This is a genomic window from Alkalimonas cellulosilytica (assembly GCF_036325985.1).
In the GTDB taxonomy this organism is placed as follows: domain Bacteria; phylum Pseudomonadota; class Gammaproteobacteria; order Enterobacterales; family Alteromonadaceae; genus Alkalimonas; species Alkalimonas cellulosilytica.
Map to the genome: position 1 here is coordinate 287,360 of NZ_JAUHLI010000002.1, position 26,291 is coordinate 313,650.

Genomic DNA, 26,291 nt, shown 5'->3' on the forward strand with positions numbered 1-26,291 from the left:
GGGTGCATCCGGGGCTGATTGGTGTAAAATACATCAATAGTTGGCCCCTTATTGACTGAAAGCAGCAGGAATCTATTATGGATGATAGTAAGCGCGTAATTCTTCTTGAATTCAATGAACTTTGCCCTCAATTGCTCGACCGCTTTATGCAGGCTGGCGAGCTGCCGAACTTTTCTAAGTTGCACCAAAGCGCCGATGTCTATGTGACCGATGCTAAATGTGAGGTGGAATATTTGGAGCCATGGATCCAATGGGTAACACTGCATACTGGCCTGCCTTATGAAAAACATCAGGTGTTTCGCTTAGGGCAAGCACAAAATCTACAGCATGACTCTATTTGGGATGTGCTGGCCAAGCACAACAAAACCAGTTGGTTATGCGGCAGTATGAATACCAAATGGGATGCCAACGACGACAAGATCACTGCGCTGCCTGATCCCTGGAGCATTGATGTGATGGCATCGCCAGATAGCCTGCAACCTTTTTATCAGTTTGTGCGGGCCAATGTGCAGGAGCACAGCAATACCAACTTTAAGTTATCTGCTGGGGATTATGCGCGCTTTCTGTGGTTTATGCTGCGCCATGGTCTGAGCTTTACAACCAGCAAAAAGTTGGCCGGCATGCTTTGGAAGCAACTAACCAAGGCCGAAGACCGCTGGAAAAAAGCCACGGTGCTCGACTGGTTGCAGTTCGATGTGTTTAAACACGTGTATCAGCAGCAAAAACCACACTTTGCTACCTTCTTCTCCAACAGTACCGCGCATTTTCAGCACAAGTTCTGGCGTTACATGGAGCCGGAGAAATTTCCACTTAAACCCTCCGATGCAGAGATAAAAAAATACGGCGGGGCAGTGCTTTATGCCTACAAAAATCACGATGCGCTGATAGGTGAGGTACTCAAGCTGGCAGACAAAGACACGGTGGTTATTTTATCTTCAGCCCTTAGCCAGCAACCCTATACTTTGAAAGACGAGGAGGGCGGCAAGCGTTTCTACCGGCCACATGATATACATAAAATACCGGTAGTGTTCGGTTTGACTGGCGTACAAAAAGTAAGCCCGGTGATGTCACACCAATTCCATCTACTTTGTGGTGATGAAGCGTCAGCCAAAATAACCTTTGAAAGGTTGCAGGCTATAAAGTTTAACGGCGATCCGCTGTTCTCATTGCGTCTGGAGGGGCATGATGTGTTTGGAGGGTGTCGTATTTATACCCAGGTACCAGAGCAAGCCACCTTTGAAGTAGATGGTCGCAGCTTGTCCTTTCATCAGGTGTTTTACCTGGCGGATAGCCTAAAGAGTGGCATGCATCATCCACATGGTGTGTTTTGGGTGTCGCAACAAGGGCGCAACCACCAAAAAGTGGCAGAGCCCATTCCATTGGAGCTTACCATGCCGAAAATTCTGCAGGAATTTCGTTTGCAGGCTTAGAACTGCAAACCTTGATCACAAGGATGTGAGTTATCGATGAAAATCCTGCACGTCGTCAGCAGTCTGAATATGGGGGGGGCAGAGCAGTTTGTAGTCGATATCACAGCGGCTATGAATCAGCAGTCCGGTATTCAGGCTGAAATCCTCAGTTTTGGCAGAGCAGATGATGCGCTCTGTCAGCACTGTGGCAAGCATGATATAACCGTCCATCATCTAAGCCAGGCAGGGCGGCTTCAACAGCTTGTGCAGTTAAGGCGATTGGTAAGGCGCTATGATGCTGTGCATATTCACAGCAGCCATTGCGTTGCCTCCCTCCTGGTTTCTACTTTATTTCTCTCCGGCTGCAGGCTGTATTACACCCGGCATAACACGGTCATACATCGTTCTGGTAAATGGCGGCTGATTTATCGGCTCGCTTCAATCCGGCTCAGTAAAATTGTATTTATTGCAGAGATTGCCAGACAAGACTTTTTGCAAGCTTATCCCGTTTTTCAAGAAAAAAGCACCTTAATTTATAACGGGATTCGACCAGTTCGGTTGGATCCGGTTGTGAAAGCGACAGACCGTGGTGTGATCCGATTAGGGCAAGTGGGACGCTTTGTGCCATTGAAAGCACAGAAGCTACTGATCCAAGCTCTGCATCGACTCAGCCCAAAACAGAGGCAAGGTTTTGAGTTGCACTTTTTTGGAGATGGCCCATTGTTGGATGATTGCCGTCATCAAGCTGAATCTTTGCAACAGGATATGGGAATTACTTTCCATGGTTTGGAAATGGATAAGTCGCGAATTTATCAAAGCATTGATGTGCTGGTAGTGACTTCAGAGACAGAGGGTTTGTCGTTGGTGATGTTGGAGGCGCTTTCTGCTGGGTGCTTAGTGATTGCAACAAAAGTGGGTGGCAATGAAGAAATTATTGAGCATGGAAGAAGTGGGTTACTATACCATTATCCCAAAGTTCAGGAGTTAGCTCAGTGTCTAACTTATGTTTTAACTGATGCTAGATGGCGCGATTTAGCGCTTGCTGGAAATAGGCGCTTTGACTTAATGTTCGAGCAAGAGCGTTGTGTAAGCAGCTACCTTACTATTTACCGAAGTTAGTTCACCAGATCAAATGTACACGTTTGGTAGATCTATATAGATTAGGGTACCGTGCTCTGATTGTCACCAAACGTAAAAAAAGCTAGACTTGGACTGTGGTCATGTAAAAGCGCATTTTACTTATTTTGACTTAAAATTATCAGGTGTCATGGATGAATGCAAAGAAAAAATTGTTATGGATTAAGGCTGATGAGCTTTACCCGCTAAATACAGGTGGCAAGATACGAACATACAATATGTTGAAAGAATTAAAGGAGTTCTTTGATATAACATACTTTACTCTTAAATCTGATTCGTTAATGCCTCTTGGAAATATGTCTGACTACTCTGATCATCAGGTTTTTGCTCGCTGGAAAGACAACAAGAAAAACAAAATTAAGTTATGTGTTGACGCCATAATAAATTGCATATTTTCAAATCGCCCTTTCGTTATTGATAAATACACATCTAATGAAATCACGAAGTCACTGGAGACAGTGATCAATAATTATGATTTTGATGTCATTATCAGTGACTTTTTATCACTTTCAGACAATCTTCTAAGTTTAGAAAAAAAGCCAGGAGCAAAATATATCGTTTTCCAACATAACGTGGAAAGCTACATTTGGGAGCGTCATTTTAATAATGCCTCAAACTTTGTTGCTCGCTCATATTTCAAATCTCAATGGCAACGTTTTCTGAGCTTTGAGAAAAATGCTTGTCAGTGGTTTGATGGTGTAATTGCTGTAAGTAAGTTTGACAATGATGTTTTTATAAATGAGTTCAAATTAAAAAATGTACTCGGTTTTGTAGAGACCGGTGTAGATACACAGTTCTTCTCGATGTATGAACGTAACCCTAACAAGAACAACATTGTTTTTCTTGGATCGATGGATTGGATGCCAAATATTGATGGTATTGAAAATTTTGTCAGGAAAACCTATCCATTAATTAAGAAAAAAATACCAGATGTTACGTTAACAATTTTAGGACGAAATCCACCAGATAAAATTAAACAGCTCAATGAAAAAGATAAATCTATTCATGTGACTGGAACCGTTGATGACGTTAGGCCTTTTTTGGCTAAAGCATCTGTTTCCGTTGTCCCATTAAGAATAGGCGGCGGAACCAGGATAAAGATATTTGAAACCATGGCTGCTGGTCTGCCCGTTGTTTCAACAACGATTGGAGCTGAAGGCTTGCCTGTTGTGGATGGCGAGCATATAGCCATTGCTGATGATAGTGAAGCATTTGCAGAAAAAGTAGTTGAAGCTCTAGTTGATGTTAAATATTCAGACGAAATGGCCAAATGTGCACAAAATTTTGTGAGTAATAATTTCAGCTGGAAGACTGTAACGAAAGACTTCGTTGCTATGATCAATCAAGTTAAGCAATAGTGAGGAACGCAAATTGAAAATTAGTATTTTTGGACTTGGCTATGTAGGTGCTGTTTCTGCTGGTTGCTTGGCAAAAGAAGGCCATACCATTATTGGCGTTGATCCTGAGCTATCAAAAGTTAATCTTGTCAATAAAGGGATAAGTCCTATCATTGAGAAGGATATCGGAGAAATCATTGCTGCAGCGGTAAGTAACAATAGCTTATCAGCTACCAATGATTCTGGTCTTGCTGTCGAGCAAACTGATATTTCAATTGTTTGTGTTGGAACCCCAAGTCAAACGAATGGCAGCCTGGATTTAAAATATGTACGCCGTGTCTGTGAGGAAATTGGTCAGGCTATTTCCAGAAAAAAATCGCGTCATATTGTAGTCATGCGTTCTACAATGTTGCCTGGAACAATGGCTGATATTGTGTTGCCTGTCCTTGAGGAATCATCAGGATTAACAGCAGGCAAAGACTTTGGTGTTTGTATTAATCCCGAGTTTTTGAGGGAAAGTACGGCAGTATATGATTTTTACAATCCGCCAAAAACTGTTGTCGGTGCATCTGATGAGCTTACTGCTAACGCAGTCCTTGAACTCTATGCGAATTTGCCTGGCCCTAAAATAAGCACCGATCTTGCTACAGCTGAGATGGTAAAATACACAGATAACGTTTGGCATGCTTTGAAAGTAGCGTTTGCCAACGAAATCGGCAATATTGCAAAAAAAGTCGGGGTTGATAGTCATGATGTAATGAATATTTTTTGCCAGGATACAAAGTTGAATATCTCCTCATATTACATGAAGCCAGGGTTTGCTTTCGGTGGGTCTTGCTTGCCAAAAGATGTAAGGGCACTTAACTACAAAGCTGCTAGTCTGGATTTAAATTTACCGGTCCTTACTTCAATACTTCAATCCAATAAACAACAAATTGAAAATGGCATTAAGCTAATTACCGACAAAAACAAACGTAAGATAGGTGTTTTAGGGTTTAGCTTTAAAGCGGGTACCGATGATCTGCGGGAAAGTCCTGTAGTAGAAGTGATAGAAAGGCTACTTGGCAAAGGGTATGACCTTAAAATATTTGATGAAAATGTAAATCTGGCTTCTATCATCGGTGCTAACAAAGATTATATTTTGAACCAAATTCCGCATATCTCTAAACTTATGTGCTCGTCCATTGATGAAGTGATTGCTCACAGTGAGGTTCTGGTGATAGGGAATGGCGACAAGAAATTTTCGCAAGTGGCTGAAAATGCATCTAAAGACAGATTAGTCATTGACCTGGTTAGGATAAGTGAAAATGCTATTAAAAATGAAGGTTACGAAGGCATCTGCTGGTAACCGATAACTTGTCGCATGGGATTGTTCTACCATGGTCATTTTGAGAGTATGGATAACTGTCTAGAATATTGAGCTGAGGGTTTAGGATGATATTACCAGTAATTTTAGCCGGAGGAGTCGGCAGTCGCTTGTGGCCTTTATCTCGTGATTTGATGCCCAAGCAATTCCTTCAACTCGATGGTGAGCAAACCATGCTGCAAGAAACGCTCAAGCGTTTATCAGGGGTGGATACGTTAAAGCCCTTAATTATCTGCAATGAAGAGCATAGGTTTATTGCTGCTGAGCAGTTACGTCAAATTCAAATGTTGGACAGGAATATTATTCTAGAGCCGGTAGGCCGAAATACGGCACCAGCCATCGCACTTGCAGCACTGACGGCACTGGAAAAAGGAGTTGATCCATTACTTCTGGTACTTGCGGCCGATCATATCATCGGAGATATTCCTAGCTTTCAGAAGGCCATCACGAAAGCCTCTACTCTGGCTGAGGCAAATCAATTGACAACTTTTGGTATTGTACCTACAGCAGCTGAAACTGGATACGGTTACATACGTCGGGGTACTGCGATAAGAGATGCTTACCAAGTAGCTGAATTTGTAGAAAAGCCAGACATTGAGACTGCAACGGACTACTTAGCATCAGGTGAATATTACTGGAACAGCGGCATGTTCATGTTCAAGGCCAGTGTCTATTTAGCCGAATTAAAAAAACATCGGCCTGATATTCATGAGGTATGTGTTCAGGCAATGGTAGGTCTAAACGTCGATCTGGATTTTATGCGTATCAATGATGAAGTTTTTCAAACTTGTCCATCAGAATCAATAGATTATGCGGTAATGGAAAAAACAAGTGCAGCAGTTGTTGTTCCCTTGGAAGCGAAATGGAGTGATGTAGGTGCTTGGTCATCTTTATGGAGTATCAGTGAAAAAAACGCTGAAGGAAATGTTTTCAAAGGCGATGTGATTGCTGTAGATAGCCATAATAATTACGTCTTCGCTGAAACTTGTTTAGTGGCAACCGTTGGTTTAAATGATGCTGTTGTTGTACAAACGAAAGATGCTATTTTAGTAGCCGCTAAAGATCATGTTCAGGAAGTGAAGAGTATCGTTAAAGAGTTGAAGGATGCTAGCCGCTCGGAATATCGAGTCCATCGGGAAGTTTATCGTCCATGGGGTAAATACGACTCAATCGATCATGGTCAACGTTATCAGGTCAAGCGCATCACTGTAAAGCCAGGAGAAAAGCTTTCTATACAAATGCACCATCATCGTGCGGAGCATTGGATCGTTGTCACAGGGACTGCCAAAGTTACCCTTGGTACTGATGAAAAGTTACTTACCGAAAATCAGTCAATTTATATCCCCGTTGGTGTTGTACATGCACTGGAGAATCCCGGGAAGATCCCTCTCGAGCTGATAGAAGTTCAGTCTGGTTCTTATTTAGGGGAAGATGATATTGTTCGTTTTGCCGATCGTTATGGTAGAAATTAATCATGTTCAAACCTATTAATGAAATTCTGGCAGAGAGCCCTATAGCTTTTGGCACTAGTGGTGCAAGAGGGCTTGTTAGCGATTTTTCAGATGATGTTTGCGCTGCGTTCACTCAAAGTTTTATTCGCTGTATGCAGCAAGATTTTGCGTTCAGCAAAGTTGCTATTGGAATTGACAACCGCCCAAGCAGCCAAAAAATTGCAGCAGCATGCATGGGTTTATTAAAGGTGATGGGATTAAAGGTAGACTATTACGGCGTGTTACCAACCCCGGCTTTAGCGTTTAAAGCGTTGAACGATAAAGTACCAGCCATTATGGTGACTGGTAGTCATATACCTTTTGATAGAAATGGCCTTAAATTCTATCGCCCTGACGGAGAAATTAGCAAGAAAGATGAGCAAGCAATCGTAAGTGTTAGTGAAGCTTTACTGAATTTCAATCCTGAATTTGAAGAACAATCTACAGAAGCCGAAGAGCTTTATATGCAGCGTTATTTATCTGTCTTTCCTTCGGATTTACTTCAAGGGAAACGCATAGGCATCTACGAGCACTCCAGTGCCGGGCGAGATCTGTATTATAAAGTTTTCGAAGCTTTGGGAGCCGATGTTTTAAGATTGGAAAGAACGACACACTTTGTGCCCATTGATACAGAAGCTGTCAGTGAAAGTGATCAGCTAAAAGCTCGACAATGGTCTGAGCAATTTGAGTTTGATGCCATTTTTACCACCGATGGTGATGGGGACAGGCCATTAGTTGCAGATGAGAAAGGTAATTGGTTACGTGGAGACACTTTAGGTATTCTGACTGCGAGAGAGTTAGGTATTTCTGCGCTTGCTGTGCCGGTCAGTAGCAGTACAGCTATTGAACTGAGCGGATTTTTTGCTAAGGTTGTTCGTACAAAAATTGGTTCACCTTATGTTATTGAGGCCTTTTCTAAACTTGACAATGAAGCCAGTTACGCGGGTTTCGAAGCCAATGGTGGCTTTCTCTTAGGTTCAAGCATCAGCTATGCTGGACAATCATTGCTGGGATTGCCAACTCGAGATGCTTTATTACCAGCCTTAGCTGTTTTCGCTGCTGCAAAAAATCAGACCATTTCAACACTAGTTCTTGGTTTACCCAAGCGATTTACTGCCAGTGACCGCCTGCAAGATGTATCCGCAGCGTCAAGTCACAGCTTTATTCAAACAGTGATGGAAGATCCTTCCTCATTTGTTAAACAGCTTGCTCTTTCGAGTGAAGTTGAGAAACTTGATACGACTGATGGCTTGAGATTAGAGTTAGCTTCAGGCGATATTATTCATTTACGACCTTCTGGAAATGCACCGGAGCTTCGTTGTTATGTTGACACTGATGATGCTAGTCGAACATACGCTATTTTGAGAAAAGCTATGGATTGCCTGTTAGCTAACCAATAAATCACTACGAATGTTCAACACTCCTTTGGACCGTTATGAAATATAGACGTGTGACAGATGGTATGCGTTTAACAGCGGTTCACCCCGTAATATTTTTCAAGCCGTTGTTTCTCTGTTCTCCAGAGGTTATATTAGAGATGATAAATTTTGTGATCAGCGGCTGCTGAATGTAAGCAATTATCACTGATATAGTTATCGTTTGTAATCTTAGTGTCGGTTAATTAGGGGGAAGGGGAAATCCACGCACCTGAACTCAGATAAAGGGTTCCCAGCAGCTTCGAAGCTACATGGTTTAGGTGGTCATTATCGCGGTACAGCGGAATCCCTTCCAGTTCAGCCTGGCAATAAATACCATCACAATAGAATTGCTTAGCATCAATGACATAGAGGTCTTCAAATTCGCTAGCTAACCGTTCTATGATGTTTATCATCATAGTATTATGATTGTGATTTAAAAGACAATTCCTCTCTGTTGAAAACATGGTGTTTTTAAGGGTGCACTTGGGATCGTGACTACCTGCGTAAGCAATATCTTTAATGATGACGGGTTTTGCATTGAAACCGGTAATGAAAAGCATGGTTTCACGTTTTTTTTCATAAACTTCCTGCTCAATTTCTTCGGCACTTAATAAATGAACACCATCTCTGAATACAAAGCGTGAACGATAATGTGGCCAACTGGCAGCTAAAAATACATAATCAGGATTCTGATATTTAATAAATTTTTGTGCTTGTTGGTTGCGTTGTTTGCAGCCTTGCGCTCTGTAAGAGCTACTTCCCCAGCTTAACCCAAAAATTGGCGGGCACTGATCCATGGTGTAGTCTGTGATTCGAATACCCGCAGCTTTACCAACATTATCCAGAAAGCCGGTAAAATGGTTGGCATGTGAGTCTCCAAATAAAAAGCCGGTCTTTTTTGCATCCGAATCACCCAACTGACAGTCCGTGGTAGGTTGTTGATGCCGTTGTCGAAACGATGAATGGCACTCACCACGAATTACGTTAGAAAAACTGTTCAGTGCTTTTTCAATTTCAACGGTTTGATAGTCAAAACGGGCAGGAAAGCCCTGATAATGCTGTGTGACATAACTCACCATCAGCAAGGTCGCCACAGGGGCGGCAAACCACGTCAAAGTTAATCGTTTTAAAGAGAAAGTGTTTTTACGGAATGGTTGCTCAACAAAACGCCAGGACAGCCAGGCCGCCAGCAGCATCGTGAGAAAGGTAACTACAAGCCCAATGACACTGAGCTCAATGCCGCGATAATTTAGCCATACCAGTAGCGGCCAATGCCATAAATACAAAGAATATGAGATCAAGCCGATAAAAACCATTGGGCGTAATGAGAGCAGCCTGGCAATCGGGTTGTGTACTTGTTGGCCACAGTAAAGCAGTGCTGCCGTTGCTACACAGACATAAAAGGCATTAAAACCCGGAAATCTGCTTTGTGCATCCAGCGTTACAGCAAAAAAAGCAATGGATGCCAGCGCTGCAATCGAAACCACCAAGCTGAAGTATTTGCCGGGCATTGGCAGCTTATTCCACCATACTGCTAACACAGCACCTATCATCAATTCGAAAAAACGTGTTGGTAGCAGGTAGTAGGATGCTCCCATTGAATAGTTTAATGCCAGCTCTGATGCATAGGTTAAAACAGCCAGCGCAATTAGCAACAACCAAGGGAGCACACGCAGTGGTAACAGCCGAATCAAGAGTAGTAAGGCAATTGGCCAGATAAAGTAAAACTGCTCTTCTATAGCAAGTGACCATGTATGCAGAAGCGGAGCTTCCTTAGCATTCTCGCTAAAATAGCCACCGTGATGGATCCAAAAATAAAAGTTTCCTGCAAATAATGAAACCCAAACCATGCTGGCTGTGAACTTTTCCAGATCATGTGGTGATAAAGTGGCCGCAAAGGCTACAGCACAAAAAGCCAATAAAACGACCAGAGCGGGTAACAGGCGCTTGATACGGCGGATATAGAAGTGCCTGAAGGTAAAGGACCCTTCTTGCAATTCACGATAAATAATTTTGGTGATCAAAAATCCGGATATGACAAAAAAAACATCCACACCGATGTAGCCGCCACTAAAGAATGGCAGTTCCATATGGCAAAACACAACCAGAAGAACAGCTATAGCACGAAGACCATCAATATCATGACGGTAGTGGCTTGGTTGATGAGGGTTAGGCATACATAAGATCCATCTCAAACTATGCACAATTGCAGGCTTAAATTCTAACAAACAATTTAATAGCGAACAATGCAAACGCGGTTAGTAGCGTGGAAGCTTCACCATTTACTTTTCCACTTCAACATCTTAAAAGCTTTGCGAAATAGCCGCTTAACAAACAAAGCTGCGAATAGGATGGGGTGAGTACTTGAAATTGAGAGCACAGACTGGCCCGGATGTACGTAATTTGCTTTGTAGGAATTCAAACTGCCTGCCATCAAATCATAATAGGTTGCACCATGCTCACGGGCATGTCTCATGGCGACTAAGTGCATAGCAATACCTGTGTTGGAAAGCGGACTTGCCTCGCTAATACCGCTTTGGTAATAGTACAGAGTAGCCTGATGGTAAAATCCATAATAAACAGCAATTGTTTTTTTTTGATGCACCAGCTTAAAGAGTAGGAGCTTGTTATCACGCAGCATAGTTTTGGCAAAGTTATAATGAAAATCCCGAAATTGCTGACTGGAAAAGGCACCAGGTTTGCTCCGTTTTTGCCAGTGCTTTGAGTGTAAGTGTATTAGATCACTAAAAAAATCAACAAGAAGTTCTTGTTGATTGCAATACTGAGTAATGACATTTTCATTATCAATAAATCGACGGGCATGTCGGCGCAGTCCTGACTGGACAAGCTGGCGAATTTGCACTTCTTCGCTGTTAGCTAATGCTAATAGATAGCGGTTACCTGCGTTTATCACATTCACCCGCCATCCACCATTTTGAGATGTTTTTAGCCATTGGTAACAGTATGAGGTTATGAGTGTTTTATCAAAACTTATACGGTAGCAGTTTGATAGTTGCTTTACTTGCTCAGTAAAAAGGGCTAATGACTGTTGAAGGTACTCTGGTTGGATAACAAAATCTTGGAACTCGCTAGAAACTTCAGTATGTTCAGGCTCACCAGACCCAATAAACCGAAGCTCATAGCCGAACGATACTTTCTTAAGGTAAAGACTGTAATAAGCGACCGTTTTCTTCTGCGCTTTATGAATGCAGATGAACAATTTATCGTGTTCTTGAAGGTAGTGATCGGTCCAGTTTTTAACCCAAGAGAATTGGTTACACACTGGTATACTAATCTGAGCATCGAAAAGACTTAAGTGCCGTTCGAGGTCTTTCAGCAAATGGTTCTGATCCTGAATGGCAGTGATCTTAAGCATAGGCTATCCGTTAGGAGATACTGGTATGTATCCATTAATGGCAGTAAAGTAACATTAAAGCAATGCTAAACCAAGCGAGCCCCCTCGCAGTTAGTTGTAGTTGCCCCCATTGGGCTTCCTCTAACATCATAGACACTCATTAACCTCGTATAATATGTCGGTTATGGCTGCTCTAAATAGCATCAGCGCTGGAAGATTTGGTAGTTAGTACTTGACAGTTTAACAGAATGGGCATTTAAACCACGTTTATAACACGTGTAGTATTTTTATTATTGACAGTTAGTTACACCAAGTGTCTAAATAGAGACACATTAAATCTGGTCATTGATGGTAACTGTAAATGTCTGTTAATTGTTCATAATTAAGGAGGTAAGTATGACAAAAGTTGCGGTGGTAACGGGTGGGACCCGAGGGATTGGTAAGGCAGTGTCTATTGCACTGCAACAACAAGGTTATACCGTTGCAGCTGTTTATGCCAGTAATGATTGTGCGGCTAGACAATTTAGCTACGAGACGGGCATTAAGGCATATAAATGGGATGTAACAGATTTCAACGCTTGTCAACGTGGCCTGAACCAAGTGATGGCTCAGTTGGGTGAAGTCGAAGTGTTGGTTAATAACGCCGGTATTACCCGTGACACCATGTTTCACAAAATGACCCCAGAGCAATGGCACGCGGTAATAAATACCAATTTAAACTCGTTATTTAATATGTGCCGGCCGGTCATTGAGGGGATGCGTGCACGGGGATTCGGACGGATTATCAATATTTCGTCAATCAATGGCCAGAAAGGGCAGCTCGGTCAAACTAATTACAGCGCAGCTAAAGCAGGTGATATCGGGTTTACTAAAGCGCTGGCATTAGAAAATGCTAGTAAAGGCATTACTGTTAACGTCTTATGCCCAGGTTATGTTGAGACCGATATGGTCAAATCCATGTCGCAGGAAGTTGTCAACACAAAAATTTTGCCTAATATTCCGGCTGGCCGGCTGGCGCAACCAGAAGAGATAGCACGCTGCGTTTTATTTCTTGTATCTGTAGATGCAGGCTTTATAACCGGATCGACCATTTCCATCAATGGTGGGCAGTATCTGGTTTAGTAAATCCGGTTTGTTAGGTAGTCTAAGCTTTTAATTTATAGCCAGTTATGATGTGCAACTTCGGCGACCATTATAGTTATCCTCATAAAATGTTCAGCTAACTAAAGGTCTGTTTCTAAGTTGTTCAGGTGTGGAGTAAATCGTTATACCCTCATTTGCAAGCTTTTCCAGATGTTGGTAAAAGTCTTGGGAATTAATTAACCAACTTTGCCCGGCACCGACTTGCCCTTGCTTTAACTGACCATGCTTGGATAGTTCTGCTTTTATAAAATCTCGCAAGTCAGTTCGCGAGGGATGATCAATACGTTGCGCAGTCAGTACTTTGTCATAAGGACGAACTGGTACTTTCCATACTTTTCCTTCACTGTCTACGCAACGCAGAAGGTGCTCTTGTTGCCAGACGGATAATGGAAATTTGTCGCCTAATGTATCTTCAAGCAAATGATAAAAAGTAACAGGTCCCATACTGATACCAAGACCAAGTACTTTAGCCTTTGGAAGTGCTGAAAATCTTTGCCAAGGTGACCCTTTACCAAAAACTGACGTAGCTTTATGATGAGCTTCGGTCAGGAATTTTGCATCTTTGCCCCAAGCTGCAACAGAATGCGTTGGATGCAAGCTACGCATAACTCCTTTTGTGGCAAGAAATGTTTCTGGGAGACGCCCCATATTCGTACCGTGTATGCGCAAATCAAAGCAATAATCTGACAATTTGCAGGTGTTTTCGATGGTGCCACCAGGTAAATAATATGCAGGTAGTAAGATATTGCCTTGGATCCCCACGGCGTTTTGGAGTGCTGCAATGACTGCTGCTGGCCCTCCTGTGACATAACCTAAACTTTTTAATGAAGAGTGCAGAAAAATGGTGTCCCCTTGAGCGACACCAAGTGACAGCAGCTGTTGCTCAAGTTTTTGCTGGCTGATGTGTGGTGCTTGTTCTTTCAGATATTTAGCTGACTTCGCGCGCTGGTAATTCTTCAGTATTATTTTTAATTTTCGCTTTATATAGTTCATCATGGCGTTAATAAAAATCCACTCATAATAGAGGCATGTTTCAAAGTAAAAAAACTGTGAGTACTCTTTTTGCAAATTTGCTTTGCATCACAATAGCCACGGCTTAATTGTTTGAACTGTGAGAATACGAGGTTTATAGTACACAGAATTTAGATAAAGATTCAATCACAAATGGCTCAAGCTCCTTCTGAATGTGATGCTGAACCTGTGTCTCTTTTTTGGTATAGTCTTTCCGCAGGATGTAGTTTGGTCGGTTATGATATGTCAAAACAGCTACAGGAGCGAGTCTGGCATAGTTTCAAACTGCCGAGGTCAATTGGTAAGGCAAAATCCTACGCAAACGAATTCGTCTTAAACACCAAAGGAGTGATTATGCCGTTAAACGCTCAGTTACTGCATTCAAATATGGTTGTGCATTACAGCACTCCGGAATATTGCTTGTGTTCAAGTGATCATAGTGTGTTTCGTTTTCGCTATGATACCAATAGTTTTGTTAAAATTTGCCAGTTACCTCCTAAGAAAAAAGGTATCTTTGGTTGGCTGAAGGATAAAATTGCGCGTCTTTATCGACGTTTCGAACCCGCACCAGGGATTGGCAACCTAACAGAAACTCCAGACGGTACGATAGTCATCGTTTATGATCGGATTTATCTTTATAAACCGCATGCAGGCAGTCACAGCGGGATTGCAAAGCCACTTGGCGCTGAATTGGAGCGTTTAGCTCCTCCCTTGAGGAATGGCCTTGCTGTCGATCCCGTTAATAATCTTGTCTACTTTGGTGAATACCTTAATAACCACAGCCGAGACATCAGAGTGATTGGTATCGACACAGTAACATGCGAAGTGAAAGTTTGTTGGCAGTTTAGTCGACAGGAAATTAAGCATATCCATGCAATTATTTATGATGCTTACCGTAAGCGTTTATGGCTCACTACAGGCGATAACAATGAAGAGTCGGCTTTTTATTACACCGATGATGGTTTTTCCACAGTACATAAATTTGCCGGCGGTGATCAGAGTTGGCGTGCGATTGGAATTTTATTTGATGAAACTGGAATGGAGTGGGGGATGGATGCTGGAAAAGATGCAGCTGCAGACGAAATTAACCATATCTGGCGCTGGGATTTTGCCAGCAATAGCAGAACACTTCGCTGTGTCATAGGCAATCCAGCTTATGCTATTAGTCAATTAGATAATGGTGGTGCAATACTAGCAACAACCTTTGAACCAGGCAGACTACAGGATACTCCTGAACAAGCAGCATTGTGGTACCGAAGTCCGACGGGGGAATGGCAGCAAGTGTATAGCCAAAACTACTTATACCGCGCAATGCCAGGAATTAGCAAGTATGGCATGATATACATACCAGCAGGAATTATACCATGTAAAAACTTGCTATTCTCTCCGGTAAATTGTCAGTTGTCGCATTTACAGCTCTTAAAAATAAATCTCCCGTCTCATTAAACTCGTACTTTAAACATATAACAGCTTCACTTTAAAGCACATAATTAACAATAAAACGATTGAGTAAATAAATTTTATTGGTTGTTTTTAGATGGTGCACAGAAATTTTAACGGGTAAACAATTCATCTGTATTTTGCCCATAGAGATTTTGACACTGAGAGTATCTTGTGTTCAATGCCAATTGGTTTGCCTTGAAGTTTCCATACAATAATAGATGTTAAAGAGTAAGCTATCACACCGATAGCTATAGCAATAATTAGTTTGGCGAGGTTTGAGAGATTTACCTCGGATAAAAAAAGTGAAATGGCAATGCACATAATAATAGTAGAAAGTGTTGGACGAAGAATAGCTAAACCTAAGCTATTTATCGATAAACCAATAGAGCGTTTAAGTGTTAACTGTGAGCAAGCAAACATTAGTATAGATGTAATAAACAGCGAAAAACCAATGCCTTCAACACCATACATTGGCGTAAGAAAATATATTAAAGTATATATGGAAATAATTTTTACCACACCAAAAAAGAAGCAAACTTTTGGTCTACCTACTGCAGTGTAAATGTAATTAATATTGCTATATAAGCTTGAAAAAAAACTTGTTAAAGCGAGTATTTGCATCAAAAATACTGCCTCCATCCAAGTGTCACCCAGAGCAACCGCTATTAAGTAAGGTGCAATTAGCGCAATGCCAACCGCCGCAGGCATTGTGATGCTGCTTGATAGAGATATGGTGTTTAAATAGGCATTTCTGAGTTGTGCGTCATTGTCTTGGAGTTTACTGTAAACAGGGAAAGATGCTTTATTAATTGGTGCAGCAATTTCTACTGTAGGTATAGATGCTATTTCGTTAGTCATTGAGTAAAAACCAACTGAAGAAGCACCAAGCATTCTTCCAATTACAAGGCTTATTAACTTATCACCTGCATAAGTAAGAGCATTGTTTACTATCAGCCACTTAGAAAAGCTCATTAAGCTTCTAGCCGACTTTAAGCTCAGTCTTGCCCGGTAAGGGTGCATTAGATAGCTGGCTATGAAAGAAATGAAACTACCAAAAACGATTCCGATAGCCAACGCCCAGTAATTACGCAGGGTAAATGCGAGTGAGATTATTACAAAGAAATTAATGAACTTTGGAATAATTTGGAATTTCATTTCTTTCCTGAAATTTAGGTCCTTTTGAAAGTTGATTATTCCTACATTGCTAAAGCCATTGAATAAAGCGGTTATTGAAATTAAGTATATGAGATTTTTTAACCTTGGATCATCAAAGTAAAATGCTGCATAGGGTGCGATTAACACCAGTAGAACTGCAGTTATTATTCCAAATAGTAATTTGAAAGTCCAGGCCGTGTTGTAATCATCATTACTAGTCGATTTTCTTTGTATCAATACTGTATTAAGCCCAAAAGAACTGAATAATTCTATAAATCCGTATACAGCCGTTGCCATGGCAATTAAGCCAAAGTCTTCAGGAGCTAACAGTCTTGCTAAAATTATTATGCTGACAAGGCCAATTGATTTTACGCCGAATCTTGTAAGCATCATCAGAAAGGATCCGCTGAACAACTTCCCCTGAATATTTGAATCTATTTGATCGTTAATTTTGTCAAGGTCTGACATTTTAAAATTCCATCTTAAAAAGCACTTCCATTTGAAGGTGACCACGCTTTTTCAGGCATATTCTAATTTGACTGTAACTTAGAGGCTTGCGTTGTACTCTAAATTGTATTAACAAGCTTAATCTCTGTGATCAGTTTTAAAATGACGGTATAATATCATAACTCTCATGGAAATAGATTGATTGCATGGAAAATAATGTTCTAATGATTGCAGCTGAATTTCCTCCTTGCGGTGGGGGAGGTGTGGGGCGGGTTTCCGCATTAGCTCGATATCTTATTGATAAAGGCTATCGGGTTACCGTGTTAACCGCCTCAGAAAATCACTATGCCATATCAGATCCGTCGCTGGTGTTCGAGCACCCAAATTTGTCGGTGGTGCGATTACAGTCTCCAACAATCAAAACATGGCAGTGGCGATTAAAACAAGTTTTTCCTTTCATTTCCTTTGACGACAATTACATTTTATGGCGTCGTTTTGCTATACACAAAGCCAAGCAATTGCATCGCCAAGCTCCGTTTGATGTAGTGGTATCAAGCTATCCATGTACGTCGAATCATGCTGTGGCTTATGCGGTTGCTAAAACGTTTTCAGTCCCATGGTGTGCTGATTATCGTGATCCACCTTGGTGGTTGTACAGTGAGTCACACAAACAGCAACCTCAATTTTATGATTACGCAAACCTTGCAGCGCATAATGTTGTTACAACCTCTCAGGCAAAGCAGCTCATTAGTCAAAAGCTTGCTGTTAGTGAGCATGATATAACCGTTGTTCAGAATGGGTGCCATCCTATGGCTGCTTCAATTCCTATCGCAGCGCCTGCGAGTGAGGGCTTTGAGCTCATCCATACTGGGTCATTCTATGAAGAGGGGCGTGATATTAATGAGCTAATTCGTGCTGTAGATGCAATGGATTCGGCTATTACGCTTCGGTTTATAGGTGATAAACCCTACTCAACCACTAAAACTTTATTGGAAAGTCTCACCCATCCTGAGCGAGTTACATTTACGAGTTATATCCCATCTAATGAAGTACTCACTATCTCTGCTGCTGCTGCTGCACTGGTAGTAATACAAGGCGACCTTTTCACAAACCAAATTCCAGGCAAAGTTTATGAGTATTTAGCGCTGCAAAAGCCTATTTTACTTATTACGAATACCGGAAGCGCCACTTACGAACTGATGCATAATGAGCCTAATGTTATTTGTGCTGAATACGGTAACTATCAATCCATTGCTGATGCAATTCTTAAGTTAAAGCATCACAAGGTTGTTATGATTGATCGTCAGCGCTACACGCGTGATAAGATGGCCCAGAAGTTCGAGTGGGTAATTTGTAATTTGCTGAAGTGATGTTATTAGAACTGAATTAGGGAAAAAGGAATTAAAAAATGGGTTTCATATCCGCGACCGGGCCAGGCCATGAGCAAAACAAAAAAGTGCAGACTGTTTCGACGGAGAGCAGTGGCTCAGCCCTATCTTTCTTTTTCCTACTATTATACACATGCTTAGTCCTTATTCGTCCGCAAGAAATTTTACCATTTCTTTTTGGTGTTCCTATTATTATGGTAACCACACTGCTTTGCTTATTTACTACTCTATTGCTGCAAAGACCTTTGAGATGGTCTCCACCACAGACTTTTTTAATGTGCATGTTACCTATAATCAGTACTTCTGCGCTTCTAAATGGGTGGGGTACAAAGGGAATCATCGAGTCAAAGAACATTCTTATCTCTTCAATTGTTCCGCTGTTTCTTTTTGCAACTGTTGTTAGCAGTGCCTCAAGGCAAAGAAAGCTAATGGTTATATCCCTGATTGCATCATCTTTAATGGTGCACAACGGATGGGTGCAGCAAACCAGCTATGATGCGTTTGGTTGGACTGGGACTCAAGCTGTGGCAAATGAATTACGCCGAATTGTATATGTTGGTATATTCCAGGATCCAAATGACTTGGGCATGCTGCTGGTTATGAATATTCCCATTATCGCGTACTTTTTTCATCGTGGTGGATTTTTACCAAAAACTACCTGTTTACTGCTTTTTTTAGCTTTTCTCTACGGGGTTTATATTACTGGTTCGCGTGGCACAGTGCTTGGAACTGCGGCATTGTTTGGTTTTTATTTGTTACTCCGTTATGGCGGGACGCGGCTTATTATAGCTGGTATTGCTTTAGGACCAGTGTTTGCTACATTAATTTCACAGTTTGGTGGCTTAAGTTCCGGTGAGGCTTCAGCAAGGTCTCGTTTATATGCATGGTACGATGGTGTTCACTATTTGCTCAGTAATCCTGTCTTTGGCATTGGCAAAGACAACTTTACTGACTGGCATGGGCGGGCAGCGCATAACTCATTTATTTTGGTCGCAGCGGAATTAGGTACGTTAGGTTATACCCTATGGGGAGGAGCGCTGGCATTAACTGTCTATATTGGTTATAAAATATTTAAACTTCCTTTAGAGCGTTTTGCCAACCACCCTGATAGGGCTGTAATTGTTGACGAGATCAAGATCAATACCGCGCTATTCTTCTCTATGATCGCTTACTTAGCAACTGCATTCTTTTTAAGCCGCTCTTATATCCTGTTGTTATTTATTTTTATGGGCATGGCGATTGCCTCTCATTATCGGGTATTTAAGTATGTACCTGAGTTGAAGTCTCTGATGAGTTATAAAGTCGCATTTTATTGTGGTATGGCATCCTGGGTGATGGTGTTTATGGTGTACTTTACCCTGAAGGTATCCTTGTAGTGTTGCCAATACATGGTCGATTCGACCGGTGTTTGGGCGCATGAGGGGTCGTTTGCTAAGCAGTTCTGCTTACAGGGCCCTTGAGTCTGTGCTTGCTGCTTTGGTGATGTTGCTGGTTACACCCTTGCTGATACGAAAGCTTGGTACCGACTCGTACGGTTTATGGCTGTTATTGCTTTCTGGTATAGGGCTTCTCACCTTTTTCGAGCTGGGCTTCGCCAATGCGGTGCAACGGCGGATGGCTCAGGCTATCGAGCGCCGTGATAATGCAACTTTAAACCAGCTTTACACCAGTGCGTTGTGCTTGTTTGCCTTACTAAGTCTCCTTGCATTAGTGGCATTAAGCTTGCTCGCAATTTTTCCATTCTTGCTTGGGATCACTGGGCACAATCAGCAGTTAGCCGCGACGGCTTTATTGCTATTCACTTTGAAAGTAGTGTTGGATTTTACCGCCAATGCTATTCACGGTATTTTCAGCGGGCAGTTGCGCTTTGACTTGGACTCGCAGGTTTCTATTGCCGCATTGCTAATAAAAGCTGGCCTGATGGTCGCATTGGTGGAGCCCTATGGTGTTTTAGCTTTGGTAGTGGTTACCATTTTGGCCGATAGTTTTGCGCACCTTACCAAGTTTGTGTTGGCGCATCGTATTCAACCAGGCTTGCATTTGGCTTGGCCAATACAATTTCGCCGCAACTGTCAGGACTTATTTAGTTATGCAAGACATGTTGTTTTTATTGAACTGGCCAGGCTGATCCAGGAAAAGTCACCCCTTATCCTGATCAGTCACTTACTTGGCTTGGTTGCAATCAGTCTTTATGCCATCGCTGACAGGCTGCTAAAGCAGGCCACTATGTTGGTACAGACAGTGACCGCTGTACTGCAACCTTACTTGATCCGAAAATTGGAGCAAGGTCAGCTGTCCGTTGACCTGATGAAGAAAAATATGCAGCTGCATGCCTGGTTTACTGCGATTGTGTTACTACCGATTCTACTTTGCGGCCCGGCTTTTATTCTGTTATGGGTTGGAAGTGAATTTGCACTATCACAGACCTTGTTATTAGTCATGGTGTTTGCCGGATTGTTGCGGACGCTTTCTGTACCCATTTCCCAGTTCCTTTTGGCCAAAGCTGATCATGCTTTGATAGCTCCCCTGGAAATGATAGCGGCTTGTGTTTTTGTCCTACTTGTTACCCTGCTGGGCCACTTTTATGGATTGCTAGGCATGGTGTGGGGAAGTGTTATTTGCTCTGCCTTGGTACATACACTGGCCTTTGCGATACTTGCAGAAAAAAAACTAGCCATACCAATTGGCTATAGCCTTTGGTTAATGTTCCGTTTAGTGATGATCTTTGCAGGCATGCTTTTATTCAATCATTTTTTTGAGGTAGTAAGTAGTACCTTAAGCTGGGCTGAGCTGATTATCTGGGTTGTTGCCTGCATTCTGGCAGCGGCTATGCTAGGGTTTTGTTGTTTATTGGATAGGTCAATGCGTCGCTTGGTCTGGCAGATGCTATTCGCTGGGAGGCGGCGGTTCAGTTCTGGAGGTTAACTCCGGCAGACAAGGAGTAAAGATGAAGCAGCTATTGATCGCGATATTACTGCTACTGAGTGTGTCGCCTGCCATGGCAACCTGGAGCTCTGCCCGCTCTGCAGGCGCTGACTTGCCTGCCTGGGTCAGTTTTGATTACGCCGAGGGTCGTTTTCTGCATGTTGATGCCCAAGTAAACGCCGATAATGCAGATGGCAGTCCGGAGCGTCCTTTTGCCAGTATTAATGAAGCACTAGTGGTCGCCAGACCACATGACGAGATTATCATCGCACCGGGTGATTATTATGAAAGCCTTCGTATTCGTCGCCCACACATCACTTTGCGTGCAGCATCACTGCACCAGGCCCGGGTAATCAACCCCCATGATGATCGCTCTACTTTCTTTGCTCTGCGGATTGATGCGGGGGCTCACCATACACGGGTGATAGGGCTGGATATCTCCGGCGGCTATTTTTACACCGTATCGCTGGAAAGTGCCTGGTCGCAAGGAAACCCTGAACGGCAGGGCGTGCAACACGTATTGTTGTCACAAAACCGTTTGCATGGCAGTGGTAGAGATGTGGTAAAGCTGAAGCCCATGGTAAAGCAGGTCGTTATCGAGCGTAACGAGATCTTTAATTCAGGGCAGCGCGATGCCAGCAATGCGGAGGGCATTGATAATGTAAACGCCCATTATATGACGGTGCAGGATAACTACTTCCATAGCATTGCAACTACTGGCGTCTATGCCAAAGGAGGTGCCCGGCATAGTCTCATCCAGCGCAACCTGATCAAAAATGTTGGCTTTGCTGGGATCCTGGTTGGTTTTGATACCTCCCCGGATTTTTTTGATCTTGATGCAAATCCTGAGATGTTCGAAGCTTTGCATACCCTGGTTCAGAACAATATTGTGGATGGTACTGGGGCATCCGGTATTGGTGTGTACGCTGCCAAAGACACCACTATTTTGCATAACACCGTTTTAAATGCGGCTCAAACCTATCATGCGGCTTTGTTCTTCGGCAATGTGCTGCATGGACGCCGCAGTGATGGGAAGCGCCCACCTGCAGAAGATGTGCGTATTTTTGGTAATGTATTTCACACCAAAGGCCATCATCCAGTGCTTAGTATCCGCCATATGCATGATGCACAGGTGGGGGCTTTGAGTGCCTTAAAAGGGATGCCTGTGATGGGGGAGAACTTTTACTCGACTTCGATGGGGGCCGCAACATTTCATGATGGCCGGCCAGACTCTCGGCTATTTCAGTCGGCTACGTTAGCCAGGTGGCAGCTGCATAGCAATTCTGACCACAGCTCTGTCTCCGGACCAATCACTTTGGGCTCCGACTACAGCATTCTAATTGGAGCAGAACAGCCTACAGTCAGCAGACAATTGACTGAGTTCGATTTTATGATGAGGCCAAGGCAGGAACGTTCAGCCATTGGAGCAATGGCAGATGATTAAGCCGGATTAGCAAAAAATACTGGCTTTAATGTCGTGGTGGCTGACTGAAAAGCGATGAATCTCAAAGCGGGGAAAGTCCGCTTTACGGTTAATCCCTGGCTCGTTACTAAATGCCAGCTGATAGCCGGCTTCCTGAGCAAGCTGGACTGATAGAGCGTTATAACACTTTTTACGTCCTGTCGGGTAGGCCAGTGCTATGACTTCTTGTTCAAAGAGCTGTTCCAGTTGTTTTTTGGACTCAGTAATTTCATAACGTTGCGTGTTTTCGTCCACTTCCGATAAAATCGGATGGTGGATAGTGTGCGAACCCATTTCCATGCCGTGTTGCAACATGTCTTTTGCCTGCTGCCAATCCATAAAAATGGACGTTTCTGTATGCAAGGCGGCTGCAGGAAGTGGGTAATTTTTTTGCAAATACTGCAAAACCTCACGGGTAGATAGGTTGGGCAATCGCTTGGCTTTATGGATATAACGATGAATGGATTGCTCCAGCTCGGCAGGGTCTAACCACTGTTCACCATGATTGCCTGGGAAATGGATGACCTGGCCAGAGTGTTGACGTAACAAATGGGCCATTTGATCCCACCAGGGGATATAATCAGAGCCAATGAAGTTAACGGGTAGGAAAAAAATAGCGGGTACCTGATGTTTCTTTAACACAGGAAAAGCCATGGTGTAGTTATCCTGATACCCATCATCAAAGGTGATCACGGCATAGCGCTGTTGAAAGCTTAGCTCCTGAGTTGCCAGTAATTGTGCCAGTTGCTGGCAACTGATAATGGTAAAATGCGACTTTATTGTTTTTATGTGCTGATCGAAGGTATTGGCATCGCATGAGAAAATCGTCCGATCATAAATGCATTCTTCTTTACTTCCAATTCGATGATAATTGAAAACATAAACCCCGTTGGGTAGAAAGTACCATAATAGCTTGTACAACTTGGTATGGCTTAGCAAGCGTCGCCAAATCCTTTTGCCAAACTCTTTCATAACCATTACTCCTCAAACATCCTGAAAGGAGGCTTTTTCAACAAATAATCCCGATAATCATTCGGGTTGCCGTTTTTTCCTGCTTCGGCTGCCTTGGCGATGTTGTACATCTCACGGGCTGAAACATAATGCAGCACATAATGTTCGCCGTCGTTGTACTTATCTTCCAGATAATCGTGCAGGAAATGGCGGGGTTCTGCCAACAGCGTGTCCATATCGCCTTCCTGAGCACCATGGGTATGCACTTTAATAAATACCCATTCTGGCCGGCCTTTAACGTGGATATTGCTGTTGACCCATTGATCAATGCGCGTTTTGATCAGGGGCATGGTTTTACGGACATCACTGTTTTCAATATGCGGCATGCCGCTTGGAGTACGCCAACGGAAATTCAGGCCAAGTGGGCCTTGCAGGATCATTAAGTCACCGCTGGCAGCTTTACCTACTTCTACATCGACACCGCTATCATGCGATTTGTACTGGCCATCCCGGCCGGTAGCGTAATAAATGCTGTTTATTTTGCGGGTTTGGGCCGGGCTTGGTGCTGAAGGCAGCGTCATATCAACATAACAGCCTGAGTCTTTTAAGACCTTCAATTCATTGTTCACACCACAGTGTTTGCCACCAGGTAAGGAATTATCAAGCGCCCAGTTGCCATGGATAAAAGCATACTGAATTTGGCCTGTTTCCGGGTGCAGGGGCAGGGCGCCATGTTCATGGTGCAGGACCTGGGCAAACTCCGTCAGGGTTTTGTACAGGTTCTCTGCGGTATCATCCTCATGATGGAGGTGAATTTCAATTTCACCATAACCACGGGCGCAGAGATCAGAGAGTTTTGCTAAGTGTTCGTGGCGATACTCTTCTTCCGGATAAAAGAAGGTATGCTTCGGAGGCTGACCATCCGCATCCTGATGCTGGCTGGCCATCGCCGGATAGTCGTGATACCAGCGGTCTACTCTGGCACGCTCGCGAGCTAAATCTTTATTTTTCCACTGCGGTTCAAAGTGGTCGACGAAACAAAACAAAATGTGTTTTGGCCCCTGATGTGCAGGTTTTGGGCTAAGGCATTGCCGAACGTAGCTGCCCAGCCATAAGTGCATATGCTTTTTACGCAACACCAAAACGAACAGGGTAAAAAAGAAAAGCAGTAAAACCAATACACTAATAATAACCATTATTTCGCATCTCCATGGCGTGCAGTTCGCTTCCATGCCCCCTGTTGGTTGCCTTGCAAGTAGCGTAGGAAACCATGAGCCAAAGCCACATTCATTGAAACAAAAAAACTAAGGATTGCCAACCACGAAGGGGTGTGATGCCCTTGACGGATCCTGGTTTGACCAACCCAGGCCAGCCCGTAGAACAGCAGTTGCGCCAGTAAGGTAACTTGATACCAAGGGGAAGCCAACAAAAACAGATTGCTCAGCAGCACCAGCAGCATCAGGTGAGGCCCAAACCAACGCAGCACTTTATGCGACCAATAACACCAGCTGAGAGCTCCTTTCATGGGCGAAAGGGCCCAGAGGTGTTGGCGAAAAGCCCGGTAATTACCCAGTCCAATCCGAACCCTGCGGCCATATTCATCCTGCAGCGAGGGCGCTACCTCCTCGGATGCTTTGGCTTTTGTATTGTAGACCACATCGTAACCCTGACGTTTGATATTCATCACGATGCAAAAGTCATCGACCACGGTATTGGCGGGTAAGGGCTGATAGAGCGCACGTCGGATGGCATAAATAGCGCCATTGGCACCGAGCAGGGCACCTAACGAAGACTCACTCTCTTTAAGAAACTGTTCATAACGCCAGTAAAGACCATCCGAGTTCGCATTGCCATCTTCTGTTTGCAAATGAAGCTCGCCGCAAACAGCCCCTATTTGCTGCTGGAAACTACTGACTAATTGCCGGATGGCGTCTTCGGCAAAGAAAGTATTGGCGTCGGTAAACACCAGTATATCGGCTTCCGACTGGGCGACCAGATCATTGAGTACGGCTACTTTCCCTCTGTTTTCAAGGTGAACATCGGCTTGAATTCTGGGATCATCAAAGTTTTGAATGATGGCGCCTGTTTTGTCACTACTGCCATCAGAAGCAACGCGGATTGTTAGCAAGCCCGGGTAGTCTTGCTGTAATAGATTAGTAAGCCGCTCGGCGATGCAGCTTTCTTCGTTATATGCAGACAGGATCACATCGACACTCGGCCAGTGTTCAGGCTGCTGTTGAGTTGGGTCCTGTGGGGTGATGAATAATTTCAGCAGTGCGGGATATAAAAAGTAACTGTAGACAAGCAAAAATGCCGCCAGCCAGAACAGTGCCTCCATCATGACGGCTCTTCCTGTTTAATGATTCTTGCCGGGATGCCAACCGCAGTGACATGATCAGGCAGATCTTTGACGACCACGGCATTGGCGCCAATTTTGACACCATTGCCAACGTGCACCCCGCCTATAATCTTGGCTCCGGCACCGATAAAAACATCGTGCCCCAGGGTGGGCGCTTTGCCTTTTTCATCACCAATCACAACACCGCTTTCGATGACGATATTATTTCCTCCGCGGACTTTGGAGTTGATGACCACCCCATTGGGATGCATCAGTATCAGTCCGGTACCAAACTGACAGCCGGCTCCCAACACGCAACCGTTGAGCAGTTTATTCAACCACAGCGTGATAAAAGCCAAGGGGCTTAACCGGTAACGCACCAATGCAGAAGTCAGCCGGTAGAGGAAGTTGGCACTGCTGCCATCACTCATTAGGGTACGCAGCATGGATACCTGGTAGCCTTGCTGTTGCAGAAACGATTGTTTCTGACGAATGTCCTGCCAAAAAGTTTTCATG

20 protein-coding genes are annotated in these 26,291 nt (G+C 43.4%); 12 read left to right on the top strand and 8 right to left on the bottom strand.

The window, feature by feature from the left end; translation table 11 throughout:
* The first annotated feature begins 77 nt into the window (after positions 1–77).
* The 6 genes from QWY20_RS03035 to QWY20_RS03060 all read left to right on the top strand — a co-directional run bounded on the left by QWY20_RS03035 (position 78) and on the right by QWY20_RS03060 (position 8,139).
* Positions 78–1,430, top strand: a complete 1,353-nt coding sequence (locus QWY20_RS03035; RefSeq protein ID WP_330127556.1) for an alkaline phosphatase family protein — start codon at positions 78–80, stop codon at positions 1,428–1,430.
* 36 nt (positions 1,431–1,466) lie between these two features.
* Positions 1,467–2,528 (top strand): glycosyltransferase family 4 protein, encoded by a 1,062-nt coding sequence (locus QWY20_RS03040; protein WP_330127557.1) that lies wholly within the window; start codon positions 1,467–1,469, stop codon positions 2,526–2,528.
* A gap of 152 nt (positions 2,529–2,680) precedes the next feature.
* Positions 2,681–3,904, top strand: coding sequence for a glycosyltransferase family 4 protein (locus QWY20_RS03045; protein ID WP_330127558.1), 1,224 nt, complete (start codon positions 2,681–2,683; stop codon positions 3,902–3,904).
* 13 nt (positions 3,905–3,917) lie between these two features.
* Positions 3,918–5,231, top strand: coding sequence for a UDP-glucose/GDP-mannose dehydrogenase family protein (locus QWY20_RS03050; protein WP_330127559.1), 1,314 nt, complete (start codon positions 3,918–3,920; stop codon positions 5,229–5,231).
* A gap of 86 nt (positions 5,232–5,317) precedes the next feature.
* On the top strand, positions 5,318–6,721 hold the full coding sequence (locus QWY20_RS03055; protein ID WP_330127560.1) for a mannose-1-phosphate guanylyltransferase/mannose-6-phosphate isomerase: 1,404 nt from the start codon (positions 5,318–5,320) through the stop codon (positions 6,719–6,721).
* A 2-nt stretch (positions 6,722–6,723) separates the two neighbouring features.
* Positions 6,724–8,139, top strand: a complete 1,416-nt coding sequence (locus QWY20_RS03060) for a phosphomannomutase (RefSeq protein ID WP_330127561.1) — start codon at positions 6,724–6,726, stop codon at positions 8,137–8,139.
* Between the two features lie 221 nt (positions 8,140–8,360).
* On the opposite strand, the gene QWY20_RS03065 is transcribed toward QWY20_RS03060, so the two are convergent.
* Positions 8,361–10,334, bottom strand: coding sequence for an acyltransferase family protein (locus QWY20_RS03065; protein ID WP_330127562.1), 1,974 nt, complete (start codon positions 10,332–10,334; stop codon positions 8,361–8,363).
* Positions 10,335–10,432: 98 nt separating this feature from the next.
* The gene (locus QWY20_RS03070) at positions 10,433–11,533 is read right to left on the bottom strand and encodes a GNAT family N-acetyltransferase (RefSeq protein ID WP_330127563.1); all 1,101 of its coding nucleotides are present in this window, start codon (positions 11,531–11,533) and stop codon (positions 10,433–10,435) included.
* Positions 11,534–11,908: 375 nt separating this feature from the next.
* On the opposite strand from QWY20_RS03070, the gene phbB reads away from it, so the two are divergent.
* A complete protein-coding gene (phbB, locus tag QWY20_RS03075) occupies positions 11,909–12,634 on the top strand; it encodes an acetoacetyl-CoA reductase (protein ID WP_330127564.1) in 726 nt (241 codons plus the stop codon).
* A 93-nt stretch (positions 12,635–12,727) separates the two neighbouring features.
* On the opposite strand, the gene QWY20_RS03080 is transcribed toward phbB, so the two are convergent.
* Positions 12,728–13,723: an AAC(3) family N-acetyltransferase gene (locus tag QWY20_RS03080; protein ID WP_330127565.1), complete on the bottom strand. Its 996-nt coding sequence runs from the start codon at positions 13,721–13,723 to the stop codon at positions 12,728–12,730.
* A 96-nt stretch (positions 13,724–13,819) separates the two neighbouring features.
* Here QWY20_RS03080 and QWY20_RS03085 point away from each other — a divergent pair, with 96 nt between their 5' ends.
* Positions 13,820–15,112, top strand: a complete 1,293-nt coding sequence (locus tag QWY20_RS03085) for a hypothetical protein (RefSeq protein ID WP_330127566.1) — start codon at positions 13,820–13,822, stop codon at positions 15,110–15,112.
* Between the two features lie 123 nt (positions 15,113–15,235).
* Here the strand turns inward: QWY20_RS03085 and QWY20_RS03090 are convergent, their stop codons facing one another.
* The gene (locus QWY20_RS03090) at positions 15,236–16,732 is read right to left on the bottom strand and encodes a lipopolysaccharide biosynthesis protein (RefSeq protein ID WP_330127567.1); all 1,497 of its coding nucleotides are present in this window, start codon (positions 16,730–16,732) and stop codon (positions 15,236–15,238) included.
* Between the two features lie 185 nt (positions 16,733–16,917).
* Between QWY20_RS03090 and QWY20_RS03095 the strand changes: the two genes are divergently transcribed.
* The 4 genes from QWY20_RS03095 (at position 16,918) to QWY20_RS03110 (ending at position 22,468) form a co-directional block, all read left to right on the top strand.
* Complete coding sequence (locus QWY20_RS03095) at positions 16,918–18,081, top strand: glycosyltransferase (RefSeq protein ID WP_330127568.1); 1,164 nt, start codon at positions 16,918–16,920, stop codon at positions 18,079–18,081.
* Positions 18,082–18,119: 38 nt separating this feature from the next.
* Entirely contained in the window at positions 18,120–19,475 is a 1,356-nt protein-coding gene (locus tag QWY20_RS03100) for an O-antigen ligase family protein (protein WP_330127570.1), read from the top strand.
* 238 nt (positions 19,476–19,713) lie between these two features.
* A complete protein-coding gene (locus QWY20_RS03105; protein WP_330127571.1) occupies positions 19,714–21,024 on the top strand; it encodes a lipopolysaccharide biosynthesis protein in 1,311 nt (436 codons plus the stop codon).
* A gap of 22 nt (positions 21,025–21,046) precedes the next feature.
* Entirely contained in the window at positions 21,047–22,468 is a 1,422-nt protein-coding gene (locus QWY20_RS03110) for a right-handed parallel beta-helix repeat-containing protein (RefSeq protein WP_330127572.1), read from the top strand.
* Between the two features lie 6 nt (positions 22,469–22,474).
* On the opposite strand, the gene QWY20_RS03115 is transcribed toward QWY20_RS03110, so the two are convergent.
* From QWY20_RS03115 to QWY20_RS03130, 4 genes are read right to left on the bottom strand one after another with little or no spacing between them, the layout of a single operon-like run.
* A complete protein-coding gene (locus QWY20_RS03115; protein WP_330127573.1) occupies positions 22,475–23,458 on the bottom strand; it encodes a polysaccharide deacetylase family protein in 984 nt (327 codons plus the stop codon).
* Positions 23,459–23,463: 5 nt separating this feature from the next.
* Positions 23,464–24,633: a hypothetical protein gene (locus QWY20_RS03120; RefSeq protein ID WP_330127574.1), complete on the bottom strand. Its 1,170-nt coding sequence runs from the start codon at positions 24,631–24,633 to the stop codon at positions 23,464–23,466.
* Positions 24,633–25,778, bottom strand: a complete 1,146-nt coding sequence (locus tag QWY20_RS03125; RefSeq protein WP_330127575.1) for a glycosyltransferase family 2 protein — start codon at positions 25,776–25,778, stop codon at positions 24,633–24,635. Before QWY20_RS03125 ends, QWY20_RS03120 begins: the two co-directional genes overlap by 1 nt.
* On the bottom strand, positions 25,775–26,290 hold the full coding sequence (locus QWY20_RS03130; protein ID WP_330127576.1) for a serine O-acetyltransferase: 516 nt from the start codon (positions 26,288–26,290) through the stop codon (positions 25,775–25,777). The genes QWY20_RS03125 and QWY20_RS03130 overlap by 4 nt, the downstream gene beginning before the upstream one ends.
* Position 26,291: the final 1 nt, after the last annotated feature.

Coding starts and splice junctions, on each gene's coding strand:
- QWY20_RS03035 (WP_330127556.1), top strand. CDS start 78: ATGGATGATAGTAAGCGCGTAATTCTTCTTGAATTCAATGAACTTTGC.
- QWY20_RS03040 (WP_330127557.1), top strand. CDS start 1,467: ATGAAAATCCTGCACGTCGTCAGCAGTCTGAATATGGGGGGGGCAGAG.
- QWY20_RS03045 (WP_330127558.1), top strand. CDS start 2,681: ATGAATGCAAAGAAAAAATTGTTATGGATTAAGGCTGATGAGCTTTAC.
- QWY20_RS03055 (WP_330127560.1), top strand. CDS start 5,318: ATGATATTACCAGTAATTTTAGCCGGAGGAGTCGGCAGTCGCTTGTGG.
- QWY20_RS03060 (WP_330127561.1), top strand. CDS start 6,724: ATGTTCAAACCTATTAATGAAATTCTGGCAGAGAGCCCTATAGCTTTT.
- QWY20_RS03065 (WP_330127562.1), bottom strand. CDS start 10,334: ATGCCTAACCCTCATCAACCAAGCCACTACCGTCATGATATTGATGGT.
- QWY20_RS03070 (WP_330127563.1), bottom strand. CDS start 11,533: ATGCTTAAGATCACTGCCATTCAGGATCAGAACCATTTGCTGAAAGAC.
- phbB (WP_330127564.1), top strand. CDS start 11,909: ATGACAAAAGTTGCGGTGGTAACGGGTGGGACCCGAGGGATTGGTAAG.
- QWY20_RS03085 (WP_330127566.1), top strand. CDS start 13,820: ATGGCTCAAGCTCCTTCTGAATGTGATGCTGAACCTGTGTCTCTTTTT.
- QWY20_RS03090 (WP_330127567.1), bottom strand. CDS start 16,732: ATGTCAGACCTTGACAAAATTAACGATCAAATAGATTCAAATATTCAG.
- QWY20_RS03095 (WP_330127568.1), top strand. CDS start 16,918: ATGGAAAATAATGTTCTAATGATTGCAGCTGAATTTCCTCCTTGCGGT.
- QWY20_RS03100 (WP_330127570.1), top strand. CDS start 18,120: ATGGGTTTCATATCCGCGACCGGGCCAGGCCATGAGCAAAACAAAAAA.
- QWY20_RS03105 (WP_330127571.1), top strand. CDS start 19,714: ATGGCTCAGGCTATCGAGCGCCGTGATAATGCAACTTTAAACCAGCTT.
- QWY20_RS03110 (WP_330127572.1), top strand. CDS start 21,047: ATGAAGCAGCTATTGATCGCGATATTACTGCTACTGAGTGTGTCGCCT.
- QWY20_RS03115 (WP_330127573.1), bottom strand. CDS start 23,458: ATGAAAGAGTTTGGCAAAAGGATTTGGCGACGCTTGCTAAGCCATACC.
- QWY20_RS03120 (WP_330127574.1), bottom strand. CDS start 24,633: ATGGTTATTATTAGTGTATTGGTTTTACTGCTTTTCTTTTTTACCCTG.
- QWY20_RS03125 (WP_330127575.1), bottom strand. CDS start 25,778: ATGATGGAGGCACTGTTCTGGCTGGCGGCATTTTTGCTTGTCTACAGT.
- QWY20_RS03130 (WP_330127576.1), bottom strand. CDS start 26,290: ATGAAAACTTTTTGGCAGGACATTCGTCAGAAACAATCGTTTCTGCAA.